Source organism: Devosia albogilva (assembly GCF_042685625.1).
GTDB lineage: Bacteria > Pseudomonadota > Alphaproteobacteria > Rhizobiales > Devosiaceae > Devosia > Devosia albogilva.
In genome coordinates this window covers 3,534,982-3,549,064 of record NZ_JBHUNP010000001.1, presented here as the reverse complement: position 1 = coordinate 3,549,064, position 14,083 = coordinate 3,534,982, and the positions used below count along the sequence as shown (strand labels likewise).

At 65.2% G+C, this 14,083-nt stretch carries 19 protein-coding genes; 16 read left to right on the top strand and 3 right to left on the bottom strand.

From position 1 onward, the window contains the following. The first annotated feature begins 80 nt into the window (after positions 1-80). The 14 genes from phnF to ACFSX5_RS17710 all read left to right on the top strand — a co-directional run bounded on the left by phnF (position 81) and on the right by ACFSX5_RS17710 (position 11,509). A complete protein-coding gene (gene phnF / locus ACFSX5_RS17775; RefSeq protein ID WP_386835222.1) occupies positions 81-836 on the top strand; it encodes a phosphonate metabolism transcriptional regulator PhnF in 756 nt (251 codons plus the stop codon). Beyond that, positions 829-1,272, top strand: coding sequence for a phosphonate C-P lyase system protein PhnG (locus tag ACFSX5_RS17770; protein ID WP_386835221.1), 444 nt, complete (start codon positions 829-831; stop codon positions 1,270-1,272). Before phnF ends, ACFSX5_RS17770 begins: the two co-directional genes overlap by 8 nt. After that, positions 1,272-1,811: a phosphonate C-P lyase system protein PhnH gene (phnH, locus tag ACFSX5_RS17765; protein ID WP_386835219.1), complete on the top strand. Its 540-nt coding sequence runs from the start codon at positions 1,272-1,274 to the stop codon at positions 1,809-1,811. Before ACFSX5_RS17770 ends, phnH begins: the two co-directional genes overlap by 1 nt. After that, positions 1,811-2,893: a carbon-phosphorus lyase complex subunit PhnI gene (locus ACFSX5_RS17760; RefSeq protein WP_386835218.1), complete on the top strand. Its 1,083-nt coding sequence runs from the start codon at positions 1,811-1,813 to the stop codon at positions 2,891-2,893. Before phnH ends, ACFSX5_RS17760 begins: the two co-directional genes overlap by 1 nt. After that, entirely contained in the window at positions 2,890-3,804 is a 915-nt protein-coding gene (locus ACFSX5_RS17755; RefSeq protein WP_386835217.1) for an alpha-D-ribose 1-methylphosphonate 5-phosphate C-P-lyase PhnJ, read from the top strand. The genes ACFSX5_RS17760 and ACFSX5_RS17755 overlap by 4 nt, the downstream gene beginning before the upstream one ends. Continuing rightward, positions 3,801-4,622: an ATP-binding cassette domain-containing protein gene (locus ACFSX5_RS17750; protein WP_386835216.1), complete on the top strand. Its 822-nt coding sequence runs from the start codon at positions 3,801-3,803 to the stop codon at positions 4,620-4,622. Before ACFSX5_RS17755 ends, ACFSX5_RS17750 begins: the two co-directional genes overlap by 4 nt. A 9-nt stretch (positions 4,623-4,631) precedes the next feature. After that, the gene (locus tag ACFSX5_RS17745) at positions 4,632-5,366 is read left to right on the top strand and encodes a phosphonate C-P lyase system protein PhnL (RefSeq protein WP_386835214.1); all 735 of its coding nucleotides are present in this window, start codon (positions 4,632-4,634) and stop codon (positions 5,364-5,366) included. Then, on the top strand, positions 5,353-6,546 hold the full coding sequence (locus ACFSX5_RS17740) for an alpha-D-ribose 1-methylphosphonate 5-triphosphate diphosphatase (RefSeq protein WP_386835212.1): 1,194 nt from the start codon (positions 5,353-5,355) through the stop codon (positions 6,544-6,546). Before ACFSX5_RS17745 ends, ACFSX5_RS17740 begins: the two co-directional genes overlap by 14 nt. 60 nt (positions 6,547-6,606) lie before the next feature. Continuing rightward, on the top strand, positions 6,607-7,434 hold the full coding sequence (phnC, locus tag ACFSX5_RS17735) for a phosphonate ABC transporter ATP-binding protein (protein WP_386835211.1): 828 nt from the start codon (positions 6,607-6,609) through the stop codon (positions 7,432-7,434). Positions 7,435-7,465: 31 nt separating this feature from the next. After that, positions 7,466-8,401 (top strand): phosphonate ABC transporter substrate-binding protein, encoded by a 936-nt coding sequence (gene phnD, locus ACFSX5_RS17730; RefSeq protein WP_386835210.1) that lies wholly within the window; start codon positions 7,466-7,468, stop codon positions 8,399-8,401. Positions 8,402-8,454: 53 nt separating this feature from the next. Continuing rightward, complete coding sequence (gene phnE / locus ACFSX5_RS17725; protein ID WP_386835209.1) at positions 8,455-9,366, top strand: phosphonate ABC transporter, permease protein PhnE; 912 nt, start codon at positions 8,455-8,457, stop codon at positions 9,364-9,366. A gap of 3 nt (positions 9,367-9,369) precedes the next feature. Then, entirely contained in the window at positions 9,370-10,200 is an 831-nt protein-coding gene (gene phnE / locus ACFSX5_RS17720) for a phosphonate ABC transporter, permease protein PhnE (RefSeq protein WP_386835208.1), read from the top strand. Then, positions 10,197-10,772, top strand: a complete 576-nt coding sequence (phnN, locus tag ACFSX5_RS17715) for a phosphonate metabolism protein/1,5-bisphosphokinase (PRPP-forming) PhnN (RefSeq protein WP_386835206.1) — start codon at positions 10,197-10,199, stop codon at positions 10,770-10,772. The genes phnE (ACFSX5_RS17720) and phnN overlap by 4 nt, the downstream gene beginning before the upstream one ends. A 203-nt stretch (positions 10,773-10,975) precedes the next feature. Further along, positions 10,976-11,509 carry a nucleoside kinase gene (locus ACFSX5_RS17710; RefSeq protein ID WP_386835205.1) on the top strand — a complete coding sequence of 178 codons (534 nt, stop codon included), beginning with the start codon at positions 10,976-10,978 and terminating at the stop codon, positions 11,507-11,509. A 45-nt stretch (positions 11,510-11,554) separates the two neighbouring features. Here ACFSX5_RS17710 and ACFSX5_RS17705 read toward each other — a convergent pair whose 3' ends face one another. Beyond that, on the bottom strand, positions 11,555-11,887 hold the full coding sequence (locus ACFSX5_RS17705) for a putative quinol monooxygenase (protein ID WP_386835204.1): 333 nt from the start codon (positions 11,885-11,887) through the stop codon (positions 11,555-11,557). A 63-nt stretch (positions 11,888-11,950) separates the two neighbouring features. Then, complete coding sequence (locus tag ACFSX5_RS17700) at positions 11,951-12,424, bottom strand: hypothetical protein (protein WP_386835203.1); 474 nt, start codon at positions 12,422-12,424, stop codon at positions 11,951-11,953. Positions 12,425-12,706: 282 nt separating this feature from the next. Here ACFSX5_RS17700 and ACFSX5_RS17695 point away from each other — a divergent pair, with 282 nt between their 5' ends. Continuing rightward, positions 12,707-13,321, top strand: a complete 615-nt coding sequence (locus ACFSX5_RS17695; RefSeq protein WP_386835202.1) for an NADPH-dependent F420 reductase — start codon at positions 12,707-12,709, stop codon at positions 13,319-13,321. Positions 13,322-13,385: 64 nt separating this feature from the next. Then, complete coding sequence (locus ACFSX5_RS17690; RefSeq protein ID WP_386835201.1) at positions 13,386-13,784, top strand: VOC family protein; 399 nt, start codon at positions 13,386-13,388, stop codon at positions 13,782-13,784. Here ACFSX5_RS17690 and ACFSX5_RS17685 read toward each other — a convergent pair whose 3' ends face one another. After that, complete coding sequence (locus ACFSX5_RS17685) at positions 13,785-14,036, bottom strand: hypothetical protein (RefSeq protein WP_386835200.1); 252 nt, start codon at positions 14,034-14,036, stop codon at positions 13,785-13,787. It lies immediately after the preceding gene. Positions 14,037-14,083: the final 47 nt, after the last annotated feature.

Sequence of the window (14,083 nt, the reverse complement as noted above, 5' to 3'; positions counted from 1 at the left end):
CGGCCAGCATAATCGCCGCAGGCGTCACGTGCGTGTCACTCAACTTCGATACCACCAGCTCATTCGAATGAGTTGGTGCGATGCGCAATCAGGGACATTCCTGGCAAGAGACCCGAGACCGGATCGACGGCGAAATTGCCGCCGGACGCCTCGTCCCGGATACGCGCCTGCCACCCGAGCACGAACTCTGCGTCCACTATGGTACGCGCCGCCACTCCCTGCGTAAGGCATTGGCGGCGCTGGTGGCCGAAGGCAAGCTACGGGTCGAGCATGGTCGCGGCACCTTTGTCGAGCGGGCTCCACTGCTCAACTATGTAATCGGTTCGCGCACCCGTTTCCGCGAAAACCTGATGTCTCAGGGACTGACGGCGTCGGGGGAAACGCTCGAGGAAATGACCATCCCCGCGAGCGATCGGGTGGCTTCCGCTCTGGGGATAGAGACGGGTGCGCCGGTCCATGCGCGCTCCTGGCGCGGCTTCGCCAATGACCTGCCGATCAGCATCGGCTGGGCCTACCACGAGGTCGATCGCTTTCCCGACCTGCCGGAGCGTCGGCGGGACCTGACCTCGATCACCCGGGTCTACCAATCCTACGGCATCGCCGACTACCGGCGCCTGCGCACCACCGTCTTCACGCGGCTCGCCCGCGAGAACGAAGCGGCCATGCTGATGCTGCGCGTCGGGCAATCGGTGCTGGTGGTGCAGAAAGTCGATGCCGACCTGGATGGCCGCCCGATCGGGTTTTCCGAGGCCGTATGGGCGGGCGAACGGGTGCAGTTCACCTTCGAGACCGATCAGCCACATGTCATGACCACCCATGGAGAGAACGATGTTTAACGAGACAGGATCGGGAGGGCCCGATCACCGGGCGGTGCTCGATACGCTGGCGCGGGCACGGCCCGAGCGGCTGAAGGCCTTTGCCGAAACCCTGCTCGAAGGCATGGGCGAGATTTCCGTCGTCGCCAACCGGACCGGCCTCGTCATGGTCCCGATGCGCGATACGGTCGAAAATGTCGATTTCCATTTGGGTGAAGTGCTCGTCAGCGAGGCGCAGATCGCCGATGCGGCGGGGCATGTCGGCTACGGCATGGTCACCGGGCGCGACCTCGAGCGGGCCATGGCCATGGCGGTTGTCGATCTGCGCATGGCCGCTCTCGGTGAGGAGCCGGCAACCGCACAATTCCTGTCCGAGGAGCGGGCTCACCTTGCCGCCGCGGATGATGCGCGCATGCGCCAGGTCGAGGCCACCCGCGTCGAAATGGAGACGTTCTGATGCTGACCGTTGCTCCGCCGGACACGATCGAACTGCGCGCCAATGCCACCTTCGAAGCGCTGATGTGGGCGCTCTCACGCCCGGGCGACAGCCGCGACATGCCTGAAGCTGGTTTGGCGGCCATCATCGAGACGCTGGTTGATCTGGAATGCACCGTGTTCGCAGACGACCCCGCCCTGCTGGCGCGGATTGCGGCGACCGGCGCGCTTCTCACGGACGATATCTCTCAGGCCGACCACGTCTTCCTCACCAGCCTCGATGGTGCTGAAGCGCGTGTCGCCGGTTTGCGCTGCGGCAGCGCGCTTTATCCCGATGACGGCGCGACCCTCATTGCGGAATGCCGCCATGGCGCGGGCCAGCGCGTGCGGCTTTCCGGCCCGGGGATCGATGGCGCCAGCGAGATGTCCCTTGGCGTGTCGCCCGGTTTTTGGGCCATGCGCGCCGCGCTTTGCGCTTACCCGGAAGGTTTCGACATGTTCCTCGTTGATGGCACCTCCGTCATCGGCATTCCCCGCTCCACCACGGTAGAGGTGCTCTGATGGCCTATGTGGCAACCCGCGGTGGCGAAAAGGCCATCGAACAGGCCGAACGGCTCTTCCGTCAGGATCTGGGAACGATCGATGCCAGCCGCGTAGAGACCATCCGCAGGACCATGCCGTATCTGGTCGACCGCGTCATGGGAGAGGCCTCCCTCTATGACGAGGAACTGGCGGCCTTGGCTCTGGCGCAGACGGGCGGAGAATTGTCCGAGGCCGTGCTGGTCCTGCGCGCCTGGCGCACGACGCAACCGCGCCTCGCCATTGCCCGACCTGTTCAGCAGCACGAGATCCTGACGCAGCGCCGGATATCAGCGGCGTTCAAGGACATACCTGGCGGCCAGCTCCTCGGACCAACGCTCGACTATTCGCACCGCGTGCTGGCAACGGACGTGCTTGAAGGCGAACCCTACACGCCGCCGGCGGTGGAGGCTGCGGCCGACCCGGCACCAGCCCGGCAACCATCGCTGGCCGACTGGCAGCGCCAGCAGGGCCTTGTTGCACCCGCCAACCGCGCCGAGGTGGCGCCGGAGGATATTCCTGACCTCACGCGCGAACCGCTGCTCTTTCCGACGTCGCGCGCCCACCGCCTGCAGAGCCTGGCTCGTGCCGAAACTGGGGGCGTACTGACGCTGGGCTACTCGGCCATGCGCGGCTACGGCAATGCCCACCCGACCGTCAATGAACTGCGCCTCGGCGAAGCGGAGGTCGTCGTCCGCCACCCGAGGGGCACCGAGTTCTCTGCCGGGCGGGTGCGGGTCAGCCAGGCCGAGGTGACCTCCAAGGAAAAGGGCGGCTATCTCGAGCTGGGCTTTGCCGCCACCTTCGGCTGGAACGAGGTCAAGGTCATCGCTGCGGCAACGCTCGATCTCAATTCGGCAGAGGCCCCGGTGGGTTCGGCCGTGCATGAGGAATTCTACCTCTACCACACCGAAAGCGTGGAAGCCTCGGGCTTCTGCATCCACTTCAAGCTGCCGCACTACGTCACCTTCCAGTCGGTTCTGGATGCCATGCGCGACGCCAAGGCCAAGAGCGCAGGCAGCGCCACACCCGAAGACACGCGCCAGACGGAGCCCGCAGAATGAGCCTTGCTTCCCTCACCAAGCCATGGGCTGCTACCAGCTACGGCTTCCTCGATGCCTCGGCCAAGCGCGAGCTGCGCCGCAAGATGCTCAAGGCGATCGCCGTGCCCGGCTGCCAGATGCCCTATGCCAGCCGCGAAGTGCCGATGGCGCGCGGCTGGGGCACTGGCGGATTGCAAGTGACGCTGACGCTGGTCAACCCGAACTCACGGGTCAAGGTCATCGACCAGGGCGCCGACGACGGCGTCAACGCCGCCTCCATCCGTCGCTTCATCAGCCGCGTCTCCGGCGCGACCGAAACCTGGGACACGCTGGCTGCTTCCATCATCCAATCACGCCACCGGGTACCTGAAGAGATGCTGGGCGAAGACCAGATCCTGGTGCTGCAGGTCCCCAACCCCGAGCCGCTACGTGGGGTTGAGCCCAACATCTCCATTGCCCGGCAGATGCATGCCGATGCCGACTACGGAAAGCTCTGGCTGACGCTCTACGAGCAGATCGTGCGCAAGGGCCGGATCATGCAGGGCGCCGCTTATCCCTCCATGGTCAATGGCCGCCATGTGATGACGCCGTCGCCCATTCCGCGCTGGGACGTGCCTAAACTCAATATGGCCAGGCACCTCACCTTCCTCTCGGCCGGGCGGGAGAAGCGGCTGTTCGCCGTGCCGCCATTCACCCGGGTCGAGCCGCTCGTGTTCTCCGACCGTCCCTATCGGGTGGAGGAGCATGCCGGCCTCACCTGCCGCCGCTCCGGCGTCTCCGGCTTCTTCATGAACGAACTGCCGCAGGAGGGTGGCGGGTCCGCCTTCGAAGTGTCCGACAGCAATTTCGGCATCAAGGCCATCCAGCGCAGCGAAGGCAGCTCGGCGCCGATCGGGCTCACCTGGTATCGCAATGGGGAGTTTTCCGCATGAACCTCGATATGACCCCCATGGTGCCGGCGCTTGCCGCGCCACGCCTGATGCAGGTTGAGCCGCTCCTGACCATGCAGGCCATCTCCAAGTCCTATGGAGAGGTGCAGGCGCTTCGCCATGTCGATGTCACCGTCTATCCCGGCGAGGTGCTGGGGATCGTGGGCGAGAGCGGCTCGGGGAAATCGACGCTGCTGCGGATGATGAACCTCGAGGACACACCGGACCAGGGCGACTATCGCCTGCGCCTGCCGGACCGGGACGATGGCAATCTGTTCGACCTTACCCGTTACCAGAGGCGCATGCTGTGCGCGCGCCATGTCGGCATCGTCTACCAGAACCCCCATCTGGGGCTCTTGATGCGGCATAGTTCCAGCGGCAACGTCGCCGAGCGGCTGCTGATCGCCGGTGAGCGCAGCTTCGAGGTCCTGCGCAGCAAGGCGCGCGAGGCTCTCGATGCCTCCGAGTTCCCGCTTTCACGCATGGATGCGCGCCCGATCGAGCTGTCGGGCGGTATGCAGCAGCGCGTGCAACTAGCCAAGGCCATCGCGCTGGAACCGGCGCTGCTGCTGCTCGACGAGCCGACCACCGGCCTGGACGTTTCGGTCCAGGCGCTGGTGCTCGATACGCTCAAGCGCCTGCAGCGCGACCGTCGGATCACCATGGTGCTGGTGAGCCATGACCTGGGGGTCATCCGGACCATGGCCGACAGGGTAATGGTCATGCGCCATGGTGAAGTCGTGGAGCAGGGTCTCGCCGACCAGGTGTTCCAGGACCCCCAGCACCCCTACACGCAGCAACTCGTCCACGCCAAGCTCTGAGGCTCGCAGATGACTCCAACCATTCCGCTGCTGCGGGTCGAGGGCCTCACCAAGACCTTCCGCATGTACCATCTGGGCAGCATGCTCCATGCCTTCGAGGGCGTAAGCTTCGATCTCGACGAGGGCGAGTTCCTGCTGCTGCGCGGGCACAACGGCGCCGGCAAATCCACCCTGCTGCGAACGATCTGGCGCAGCTATCTGCCCGTCGCGGGCCATGTGTTCTTTCGCTCCCGGCACGGGGAGATCGATCTCGCCAATGCGGCCGACGTGGACATCGCGCTGCTGCGGCGCGAGGAAATCGGTTTCGTCACACAGTTTCTCAATGCCCGGCCACGGGTCGCCGCACAGGATATCGTGGCCGAACCCCTCCTTCTTGCAGGAGCAGGAAAGACCGAGGCGCTCGAGCAGGCTCGCCACTGGCTCGACCAGTTCGGCGTGCGCCCGGAACTCTGGCGTGCTTATCCGAGCACCTTTTCCGGCGGCGAGCAGCAGAAGGTGAACCTCGCCCGCGCGCTCATCCTGCCACAGCGCCTGTTACTGCTCGACGAGCCGACCGCCTCGCTCGATGCAGGAGCGCGTGCGGCCCTCGTGCGCCGCCTCGCTGACCTCAAGGCACAGGGGGTGGCGATCGTCGGCGTCTTCCATCATCCGGGCGACGTGCAGGAACTGATCGATCGGGAAATCAACCTCAACACCAGGGTCGTTGCCGACCAAAGCGCCGAGGAAAACCATGTGGCTGTCTAGTTTCCGTATCGTCCTCGCCGACCGGGTCATCGAAAACGGCGCCCTGCACATCGAGGATGGCGTCATCACCGAGATCAGCGAACGGCCGGTTGAAGTGGCTGACATCGAAGGCAATGGCCTCCTGCTGCTGCCCGGCATGATCGACATGCATGGCGACATGATCGAGCGCGAAATCGAGCCGAGGCCGGGCGTGCGCATGCCCATGGAGATGGGGCTTCGTGACCTGGACATGAAACTGGCAACGGCAGGCATCACCACTGCCTATGCCTCGTTGTCCTTCGCGCCCGGCTCCACCTACGGGCACATGCGCTCCTATGACTTCACCAGCGAGATGATCCGTGCGGTCGTGGCTGCCCGGCCCAACCTGCTGATCGACCATCGCGTGCATGCCCGCTTTGAGGTGACGTTCCCGGCGGCGCTTTCGGTGGTCAAGGACCTCGTCAGCGAGGGCCTCGTGGACTTGGTCTCCCTTTGCGACCATACGCCAGGACAGGGCCAATATCGCGACCTCGACCTGCAGGCCGCCAACCTGTCGCGCAACAGGGGCATTTCGCTGGAGGCGGCGGCCGAGCAACTGCAGCAGCGTATCCGGGATCGTCGCGAAACGGCCGGCGACATCACCGCCACACTGCGCGCCGTCACCCAGTATTGCGCCCTTCACGGGGTGCCAGTTGCGAGCCATGATGACGACACCGTCGAAAAGGTGGCGCTCATGCATTCGCTTGGCGCCAGTATCAGCGAGTTCCCGGTGACGCTCGAAGCTGCCCAGGAAGCTCGCCGGCGTGGCATGCTCAACGCCATGGGCGCTCCCAATGCGCTGCGTGGCCAGTCCTATTCGGGCAACCTTTCGGCCCGCGCGGCTCACGAGGTCGGCGTTCTGGACCTCCTGGCTGCGGACTATCACCCCAGCGCCATGCTGCCGGCTGTCCTGGTGCTTGCCCGCACTGACCCGCGGGGGTTGCCCGGCGCCATGCGCCTCGCCTCCCTCAATCCGGCGCGGGCTCTCGGCCTCGAAGACCGTGGCGAGATCGGGGTGGGCCAGCGTGCCGACCTGGTCATCGCCAGCGATACTGGCGTCGGTCGCATCCACGCGACGCTCTCGCGCGGGCGTCCGGTGCATTCCGACGGCACGGTGACGTTTGCTGCCAAGCAGCGCGTCACGAGCATGTCATTCGAATGAGCTAATGCTGTCATCCAGGCGCTCTAGCGTCCTGGACATGAAAACCGCCGGGGAGCCCACATGCTTGAATTAAGGAACGTCACCAAGCGCTTCGGCGACACCCTCGCTGTCAACGAGGTGTCCCTGTCGTTTCCTGCGGGACAGATGGTGGGCGTCGTCGGCCGCTCCGGCGCCGGTAAGTCGACATTGCTTCGGCTCATCAACCGCCTCGCCGGTGCCGACCAGGGCCGCATCATCTTCGGCGATCTCGATGTCGGCACCCTGCAGGGTAAGGCCCTGCGGGCCTGGCGCGCCCGCTGCGCCATGATCTTCCAGCAGTTCAACCTCGTGAACCGCCTGGACGTGCTCACCAACGTCATGATCGGGCGCATCGGCACGGCCGCGACCTTGCCGGTGATGTTCAAGCGCTTCCCCGAGGCTGATCGTGTCAACGCCGCACTGGCGCTAGACCGGCTCGACCTTTTGTCCCAGGCGCTACAACGCGCCGATACCCTGTCCGGCGGCCAGCAGCAGCGGGTGGCCATCGCTCGCGCCCTGATGCAGAAGCCCAGCGTCATTCTCGCCGACGAGCCGATCGCCTCGCTCGACCCGCGCAACGCCCGCCTCGTCATGGACGCCCTGCGCGCCATCAACCGGCAGGACAAGATCACCGTCATCACCAACCTTCACACGCTGGACGCTGCCCGCGCCTATTGCGACCGCATCATCGGCATGGCTCATGGCCGCGTGGTCTTCGATGGCACGCCCGCACAGATGACCCGCGCCGTCACCCAGCAGATCTATGGCGATGATACCGATCCAGCCGTGGACGAGAACCTGACCTCGACCATGGCCAGTATCGGTTCGGCGATAGCCGCCGATGCTCGACAACTGGAGGCGGCCCTCTAGCCGCCCCTATTCCCAACCCGGAGCTATATAGATGTTCACCTTGACGCGTCGTGGCCTTGCGGCCGCGCTGGTTTCGCTCGCCCTCGTTTCGCCTATCCTCGCCACCTCCGCCCTGGCCCAGGACTGGCGCGAGCAGTTCCCGGAACTCACTATCGGCATCTCCTCGGCGGAGAACGAAACCGATGCCATCGCCCGCACCGAGCCCTATGCCGCCTATCTCAGCCGCGAGCTCGGCGTGCCGGTCAAGATCGTGCGCGGCACTGACTATGCGGCCGTGATCGAAGCCATGCGCTCGGGCCATGTCCATTTCGCGTCCGTCGGCCCGGCGGCCTATGCGCTGGCGCGCAAGGTCATGGGAGAAGACATCGCACCGGTAGCGGTGACGCTCGATAACGAGGGCAACCTTGGCTATCATTCGGTGATCGCCGTACGCGCCGGCAGCCCCTACCAGACGCTGGCGGACATCAAGGGCAAGTCCTTTGCCTTCGCCGACCCCAATTCCACCTCCGGCTTCGCCGTGCCCTCCTATTATCTCTCGACCGAACTGCAGACCTCGGCCGACGAGTATTTCAGCGAAGTCGCCTTCTCGGGCGGTCACGAGCAGAGCGTGATGGCGCTGGTCAACGGCACGTTCGAGGCTGTCGCCACCCATTGGCGCAACGAGGAAGCCGGCAATATCCAGACCATGGAAAAGAAGGGGCTGATCCCTGCCGGATCGACCCGCATCATCTGGACTTCGCCAGTGATCCCGAACACGCCGGTCATGATGCTGACCACGCTGCCGCAGGATTTGCAGGATGCGTTCAAGACGGCATTGATGGCTTTCCCGGAGAAGGATCCGGAAGGCTTCGCCATCTACAGCAACGGCACCTCGAGCGGGTACGTCGAGGCGAAGCACGAGGACTATCTCGACGTCGTCGCCATCACCGAATTCAACGCCCAGGAACGTCGCCGGAACGGCAATTGATCAAGCCCAGGGCTGTCGCGCCCGGCGCGGCAGCCCGCATGCGGAGACGGCCCATGTCCACTTTCGTCCCCACCAGCGGCCGGCTTTCGTCGACCACGCAGGAGGAGCGCCTGCTCTCCTTCCAGGATCGCTACCGCCGCCAGCACCTCGCGCGCCGCACCTGGACCTTCGGCTATGGCCTGCTCTTCGTCGCGGCCCTGCTGGCGTCGGTGGTGGTCAGCGACTTCAGCATTCCAAATCTGGTCCGGGGCCTGCCCAAGGCCTGGAACTACATCGTCGGCACCATGCCGACCCTGACGCTCGACAATCTCTGGGGCGATATCGCCAACTGGTACTGGGGGCTGCGCTTCTGGCTGCGGCTACTACTCGAAACCATCCTCATGGGCTTTGTCGGCACTGTCCTCGGTGGCGTGCTGGCCCTCGCCTTCTGCTTTCCCGCCTCGCGCAATCTGGTCCAGAGCAGCGCCATTTACTTCGCCGCCCGCCGCACACTCGAATTCTGCCGCACGGTCCCCGAACTGGTATTTGCGTTGATCTTCGTCTTCGCCTTCGGCCTTGGGCCCTTTGCGGGCGTTCTCGCCATAGCCGTGCACACGGCCGGCTCGCTCGGCAAGCTGTTCGCCGAGGTCAACGAGAATGTCGATCCGCGTCCGATCGAGGGCGTACGCGCCGCGGGTGGTAACTGGCCGATGATCATGCGGCTCGGCGTCGTGCCGCAAGCGCTTCCGAACTATGCAAGCTACCTGCTGCTCCGCCTGGAGATCAACGTGCGCGGTGCCTCAGCCCTTGGCATCGTCGGCGCCGGCGGCATTGGGCAGGAGCTCTATGTCGCCATTCGCCAGTTCGAATATACCGACATCTCCGCCATCATGCTGCTGCTGATCCTCACCACGTCGGTGATCGACATCATCTGCGAAACCATCCGCCACCGCCTGATCGGCCACGACCTGGCGCAAGGGACCTGAGCCATGACGATCGCCCGACCCGCCGACATCGCCCGGCTCAAGCGTCTCCACCCTGAAGTGTTCACGCTGCCGCTGACGGAGCGGCTCCGCAGTTGGGGCCTGTGGCTAGCCTTTTCGGCAGCCTTTATCTTCGGCCTGTGGTGGATCGACGCGTCGCCGATGCGCATCATAAATGGATTCAACAAGCTCGGGATGCTCGTCGTGCTGATGATCCCGCCATGGCCGGGCGATGGCCTGTGGGACTATGTGGCGGCTATGCTCGAAACCCTGGCCATGGCCTTCCTCGGCACGGTCATCGCCGCCCTCCTGGCAGTGCCGCTCGGGTTCATCGGCGCCAAAAACATCGTGCCCAACTGGTTCATCCACTTTGGCCTTCGACGCTTCTTTGACGCTGTTCGCGGTATCGATGGCCTGGTCTGGGCCCTGATCTTTGTGTCGGCGGTGGGCCTCGGCCCCTTCGCAGGGGTTCTCGCCATCGCCGTCGGAGACGTCATGGTGCTGAGCAAGCTCTATGCGGAAGCCATCGAGAACGTCGACAAGAAGCCCATAGAAGGGGTGCGGGCCTCGGGCGGCAACGGGCTACACGTGATGCGCCTCGGCGTCCTGCCGCAGGTACTGCCGGTCATGGCTAGCCACGTGCTCTACTTCTTCGAATCCAACGTCCGTTCGGCCACCATTCTCGGCATTGTCGGAGCCGGCGGCATCGGTCTGCAACTCTCCGATCGCATGCGCATTAACAACTGGCAGGAGGCGGCGTTCATCATCCTGCTGATCCTGGTTACCGTCTCGGTCATCGACACGGTCTCCCGGCGGATCAGGGCAAGGCTCACATGAGCACGCTTTTGCAAACGGCGGCGCTGCACCCCGGAAGCGGCACCTTCGTGGCCGTCGTCGGCTCCAGCGGCGTCGGCAAGGATAGCCTCATGGCCTATGCCCGTGCTCGATTGCCCGCCGACCAATTCGTGTTCGTGCGGCGGGTGATCACCCGCGATGCGGATGGCGGGAGCGAGGATCATGACACGCTCGACCGAGCTTGCTTCGAGGCGGCTGCTCGTGCCGGTCAGTTCGCCTTGAGCTGGGAGGCTCATGGCCTCTGTTACGGCCTGCCGATCTCACTGGAGGCGGATCTGGCCTCGGGCCGCACGGTGGTGGCCAACGTGTCGCGTGCAATCATCCCGACACTGACGGAGCGATATCCCCATGCGTTGGTGGTGGAGGTAGTTGCTGAGCGACAAGTTATCGCCGAGCGCCTGGCGGCGAGGGGTCGCGAAACACAGGACGCCATCCGTAGCCGCCTGGACCGCACTGTCACCACCGCTCTGCCGCCTGGCGTCGTAAGGATCAACAACTCGACCGGCCTTGAAACGGCCGGAGAACGATTGGTGCAGTTGCTGCAGGCCTGCTAAAGCAGACCACCGAGGTAATGCACGAGCCGCCGCAAGACGGTCGGCGCCACTCAGCGCGATCTAATATTTCAACATGCTAGGCTGAACAAGGTAAGCAATAGTGTTGCCAGCGATAGAACAGGCGACACTGATGTGGACCACGAGGGAATTCGCAGGCTGCAGTGGGCACTGGTTCCGCGTTGGTGAGGGATGAGCATGCCTTAATGTCCACAAGCTTCCGCCGCAACTACCTCATCGAAGGCGTGTCCGGGTCCGGCAAGACCGCCGTCGCCACCGAACTCGAGCGGCGGGGGTTTCATGTGGTTCATGGTGATCGCGTGCTCGCCTACCAGGGCGATCCCGAGACCGGCGAGCCACTGCCGCCGGAGCGGCGCTCGGACGACCTCTGGTTTCTCAACGACCACCACATCTGGAACCCCGACGAAGTCCGCCGGCTGATCGCCGACCGGAGCCACCCCGTCACCTTCTTCTGCGGCGGCTCGCGCAATCACCAGAAGTTCGTGCACCTGTTCGACGCTGTGTTCATCCTCGAGGCCGACTGGACCACCATCGAGCGGCGCCTCGAAAGCCGTGTCGACGAATGGGGCGCCCATCCCGAGGAACGCGCTCTCACCCGCGAGTTGCACCGCACCGGCCGCGACCAGCCCCCCGGCATTCGCATTGACGCCACACGCCCGCTGGACGAAGTGGTGGAGGATATCCTCGGACGCTGCGGGCTGTTGGGCGGGTCACCATAGCCGTGCCTGCGTGCACTCGCCCCTGCGGAACGGAGAAGGTGCGCCTCAGGCGCTCTGGCCCGGCGGGGCGCTGAAATCGTCCTCGTCGTGCGTCACGGCATCGGACACCACATTGTCGATGCTGGCATGGGCGAGGTAGTCCGGCATGATCGCCCATAGCGCCCGCATGTGGTCGGTGTCCTCGTGCAGCCGATGCGCCGCCTCGTTGTCGAAGGCTTCGGCCAGCAGCATGCGGTCGGGATGGTCCGGCAACGGCAGGAGCTCGAAATAGCGGCAGCCCGGCTCCGTCCGACTCTGCACCGCATGGTCCTGCGCCGCCGCGAGGAACGCCTCGCGCTTGCCCGGCTTGGCCGTCAGGTAGCCCACGATCAGCTTCATGGTCGCCTCCTCCGCGTGTGCCAAGACTAGCGCGGAGCGGAGAGGTCGACCAGCCGGCTCAGCCTAGCCGCACTTGGCCAGCACCTGCGCGATCGCGGCCGACGAACCTTTGGCTCCGAACACACTCGGGTCCAGCGCCTCCAGCCCAGCAGCGGTCTGGCGCACATAGCTGACGCGCATGTCGGTGCGGGCCGCCTGCGCGATCCTGGCCCATTGCCGAGCCACCGGGCCGCGGACGATCACCGAGGTGCCGTCGAGATGCACCAGCGGCATGTCTTGGGCATAAACAGTGCTGCCGCCCGCCGCGAGGTCGGGCGTGATGGCAAGGCTCATCGCGGCGGCGCCGGCCACGGTCGGATCGGGCTTGCGGACCCAGAAGCCCATCGCCAACTGCCCGCCACGGCAGGCGAACTGGAACTGCGCCGCATCGGTGTCGAACCAGGCGATCGGCACGCTGCCGCCCTCATATTTCCATTCCGTCGCCGCCGCTGTAGACACAAGAAGCAGGCTGAGGGCAGCAAGAACGAGGCGGCGCATGGCGGATCCTGGATGAAGCGGACGTCCTACTCCTCGCCGGGGCACGCTTAACAAACAGTTGCGCGCGCGGAGGCGTGATGACCCCCACGGACACCCGACATCCCCCGCAAGCGGGGAGGGGCAGATCGAGTTTGTCGCGCCGCCTCAACACCCACCGGCAGGTCTCTCCCCCCAAACACCGCCCCGCCAGGTCTCCCCGAAGACATCAGCACGTCGTTTCAGAAGCGGCATCCGCCCGGCCTTCAGCGCGTTACCGCTACTCCCCCAACGGAGCGCATGCTCATGAAGATTGCAGTTTTCGGCACCGGCGAAGTCGGCAGCGCCATGGCGGGGCGGCTGCGAGACCTTGGCCACGAGGTTGTCTTCGGCTCTCGCCAGCCGGACGACCCTCAGGACGGCATCCGGGTTCTCGGCCACGCCGAAGCCGCCGCCCATGCCGAGTGGATCGTCAACGCGCTTCATGGCGAGCATGCGATGGCGACACTTCCGCCGCTCGACCTTGCGGGCAAGCTCCTCGTCGACCAGGGCAACTGGCAATCCGCCATTGATGGTCCCATCGTCGAGACGCTGGGCGAAACCCTGCAGCGCGCCCTGCCCCGCACCCGCGTGGTCAAAGCCATGAACTTCGTCAGCGCCCAGTTGATGGGACATCCGGGAAAGCTCGCCGGCCGCCACAGCGTGTTCGTCGCGGGCAACGACGTCGAAGCCCGCACCGCCGTGGCGGCGCTGTTGCGCGAGATCGGGTGGCAAGACGTCATCGATCTGGGCGACCTTACCGCCTGCCGCGCCATGGAATCGCTGGCGCCGCTGTGGATCCGGCTCAACAGCCGACTGGACAGCGTGTGGTTCAACCTCGAAGTGGTCCGGGAGAGCCCCGGCGACCTTCCGGGTCAGTAATCGGCGTTCTTGCCGCCCGTTTTTCTCGGGCGTAGGCTCCCCTGCAGCACGAGGAGGAGCCAGCATGACCGATTTCCGTCCGAACGGGGGCGTCACGCCCTATCTCAGCGTCGACGGCGCTCGTAAGGCCATCGACTTCTACAAGACCGCCTTCGGCGCCATCGAGCGCGAGACCATGACGAGCGAGGGCAGCGACCTGCTGATGCACGCGCAGATCGACGTCAACGGCAGCCCGATCTTTCTCAGTGATTTCTTCCCCGACTACGGGTTTCCGGCGGTCAAGCCACAGGGCTTCAACCTCCACATCCATGTGGACGACGCCCAGATGTGGTGGGACCGGGCCGTCGCCGCCGGCTGTACCGTGGCGCAGCCGCTCGAAAAGCAGTTCTGGGGCGACATCTACGGCCAGCTCACCGACCCGTTCGGCGTCACTTGGGCTATAGGGCAGTCGACGGAAGCGTAGTCACCACGGGCGCCGGCGCGCCGCCCGGCCGCCAGCCTGCACGATCGGCACCACGGCCAAAAGGATCATCCCGACCATGCCGCCAATGGCGAGCATGGTTGTGGGCGTCACGTCCACATCGGCCTCGAACCGCGCCCTGCCCCAGCCGAAGCGGACCGAAGCACGGCTGCGCGCATTGAGCGCTTCGCCCCGTTTGCCACCGGTATCGCCACGAACATCACGCGCTTCGTCGCTGATCAGATCATTGCCCACGCTGCCGCTCCGCCTTGTTGCCATTCGGGCGACCAACGCAGCGGGCG

Coding starts and splice junctions, on each gene's coding strand:
- phnD (WP_386835210.1), top strand. CDS start 7,466: ATGTTCACCTTGACGCGTCGTGGCCTTGCGGCCGCGCTGGTTTCGCTC.
- phnF (WP_386835222.1), top strand. CDS start 81: ATGCGCAATCAGGGACATTCCTGGCAAGAGACCCGAGACCGGATCGAC.
- phnC (WP_386835211.1), top strand. CDS start 6,607: ATGCTTGAATTAAGGAACGTCACCAAGCGCTTCGGCGACACCCTCGCT.
- ACFSX5_RS17755 (WP_386835217.1), top strand. CDS start 2,890: ATGAGCCTTGCTTCCCTCACCAAGCCATGGGCTGCTACCAGCTACGGC.
- ACFSX5_RS17690 (WP_386835201.1), top strand. CDS start 13,386: ATGACCGATTTCCGTCCGAACGGGGGCGTCACGCCCTATCTCAGCGTC.
- ACFSX5_RS17770 (WP_386835221.1), top strand. CDS start 829: ATGTTTAACGAGACAGGATCGGGAGGGCCCGATCACCGGGCGGTGCTC.
- ACFSX5_RS17705 (WP_386835204.1), bottom strand. CDS start 11,887: ATGAAGCTGATCGTGGGCTACCTGACGGCCAAGCCGGGCAAGCGCGAG.
- ACFSX5_RS17745 (WP_386835214.1), top strand. CDS start 4,632: ATGACTCCAACCATTCCGCTGCTGCGGGTCGAGGGCCTCACCAAGACC.
- ACFSX5_RS17740 (WP_386835212.1), top strand. CDS start 5,353: ATGTGGCTGTCTAGTTTCCGTATCGTCCTCGCCGACCGGGTCATCGAA.
- phnH (WP_386835219.1), top strand. CDS start 1,272: ATGCTGACCGTTGCTCCGCCGGACACGATCGAACTGCGCGCCAATGCC.
- phnE (WP_386835209.1), top strand. CDS start 8,455: ATGTCCACTTTCGTCCCCACCAGCGGCCGGCTTTCGTCGACCACGCAG.
- ACFSX5_RS17710 (WP_386835205.1), top strand. CDS start 10,976: ATGTCCACAAGCTTCCGCCGCAACTACCTCATCGAAGGCGTGTCCGGG.
- ACFSX5_RS17695 (WP_386835202.1), top strand. CDS start 12,707: ATGAAGATTGCAGTTTTCGGCACCGGCGAAGTCGGCAGCGCCATGGCG.
- ACFSX5_RS17700 (WP_386835203.1), bottom strand. CDS start 12,424: ATGCGCCGCCTCGTTCTTGCTGCCCTCAGCCTGCTTCTTGTGTCTACA.
- ACFSX5_RS17760 (WP_386835218.1), top strand. CDS start 1,811: ATGGCCTATGTGGCAACCCGCGGTGGCGAAAAGGCCATCGAACAGGCC.
- phnE (WP_386835208.1), top strand. CDS start 9,370: ATGACGATCGCCCGACCCGCCGACATCGCCCGGCTCAAGCGTCTCCAC.
- ACFSX5_RS17750 (WP_386835216.1), top strand. CDS start 3,801: ATGAACCTCGATATGACCCCCATGGTGCCGGCGCTTGCCGCGCCACGC.
- phnN (WP_386835206.1), top strand. CDS start 10,197: ATGAGCACGCTTTTGCAAACGGCGGCGCTGCACCCCGGAAGCGGCACC.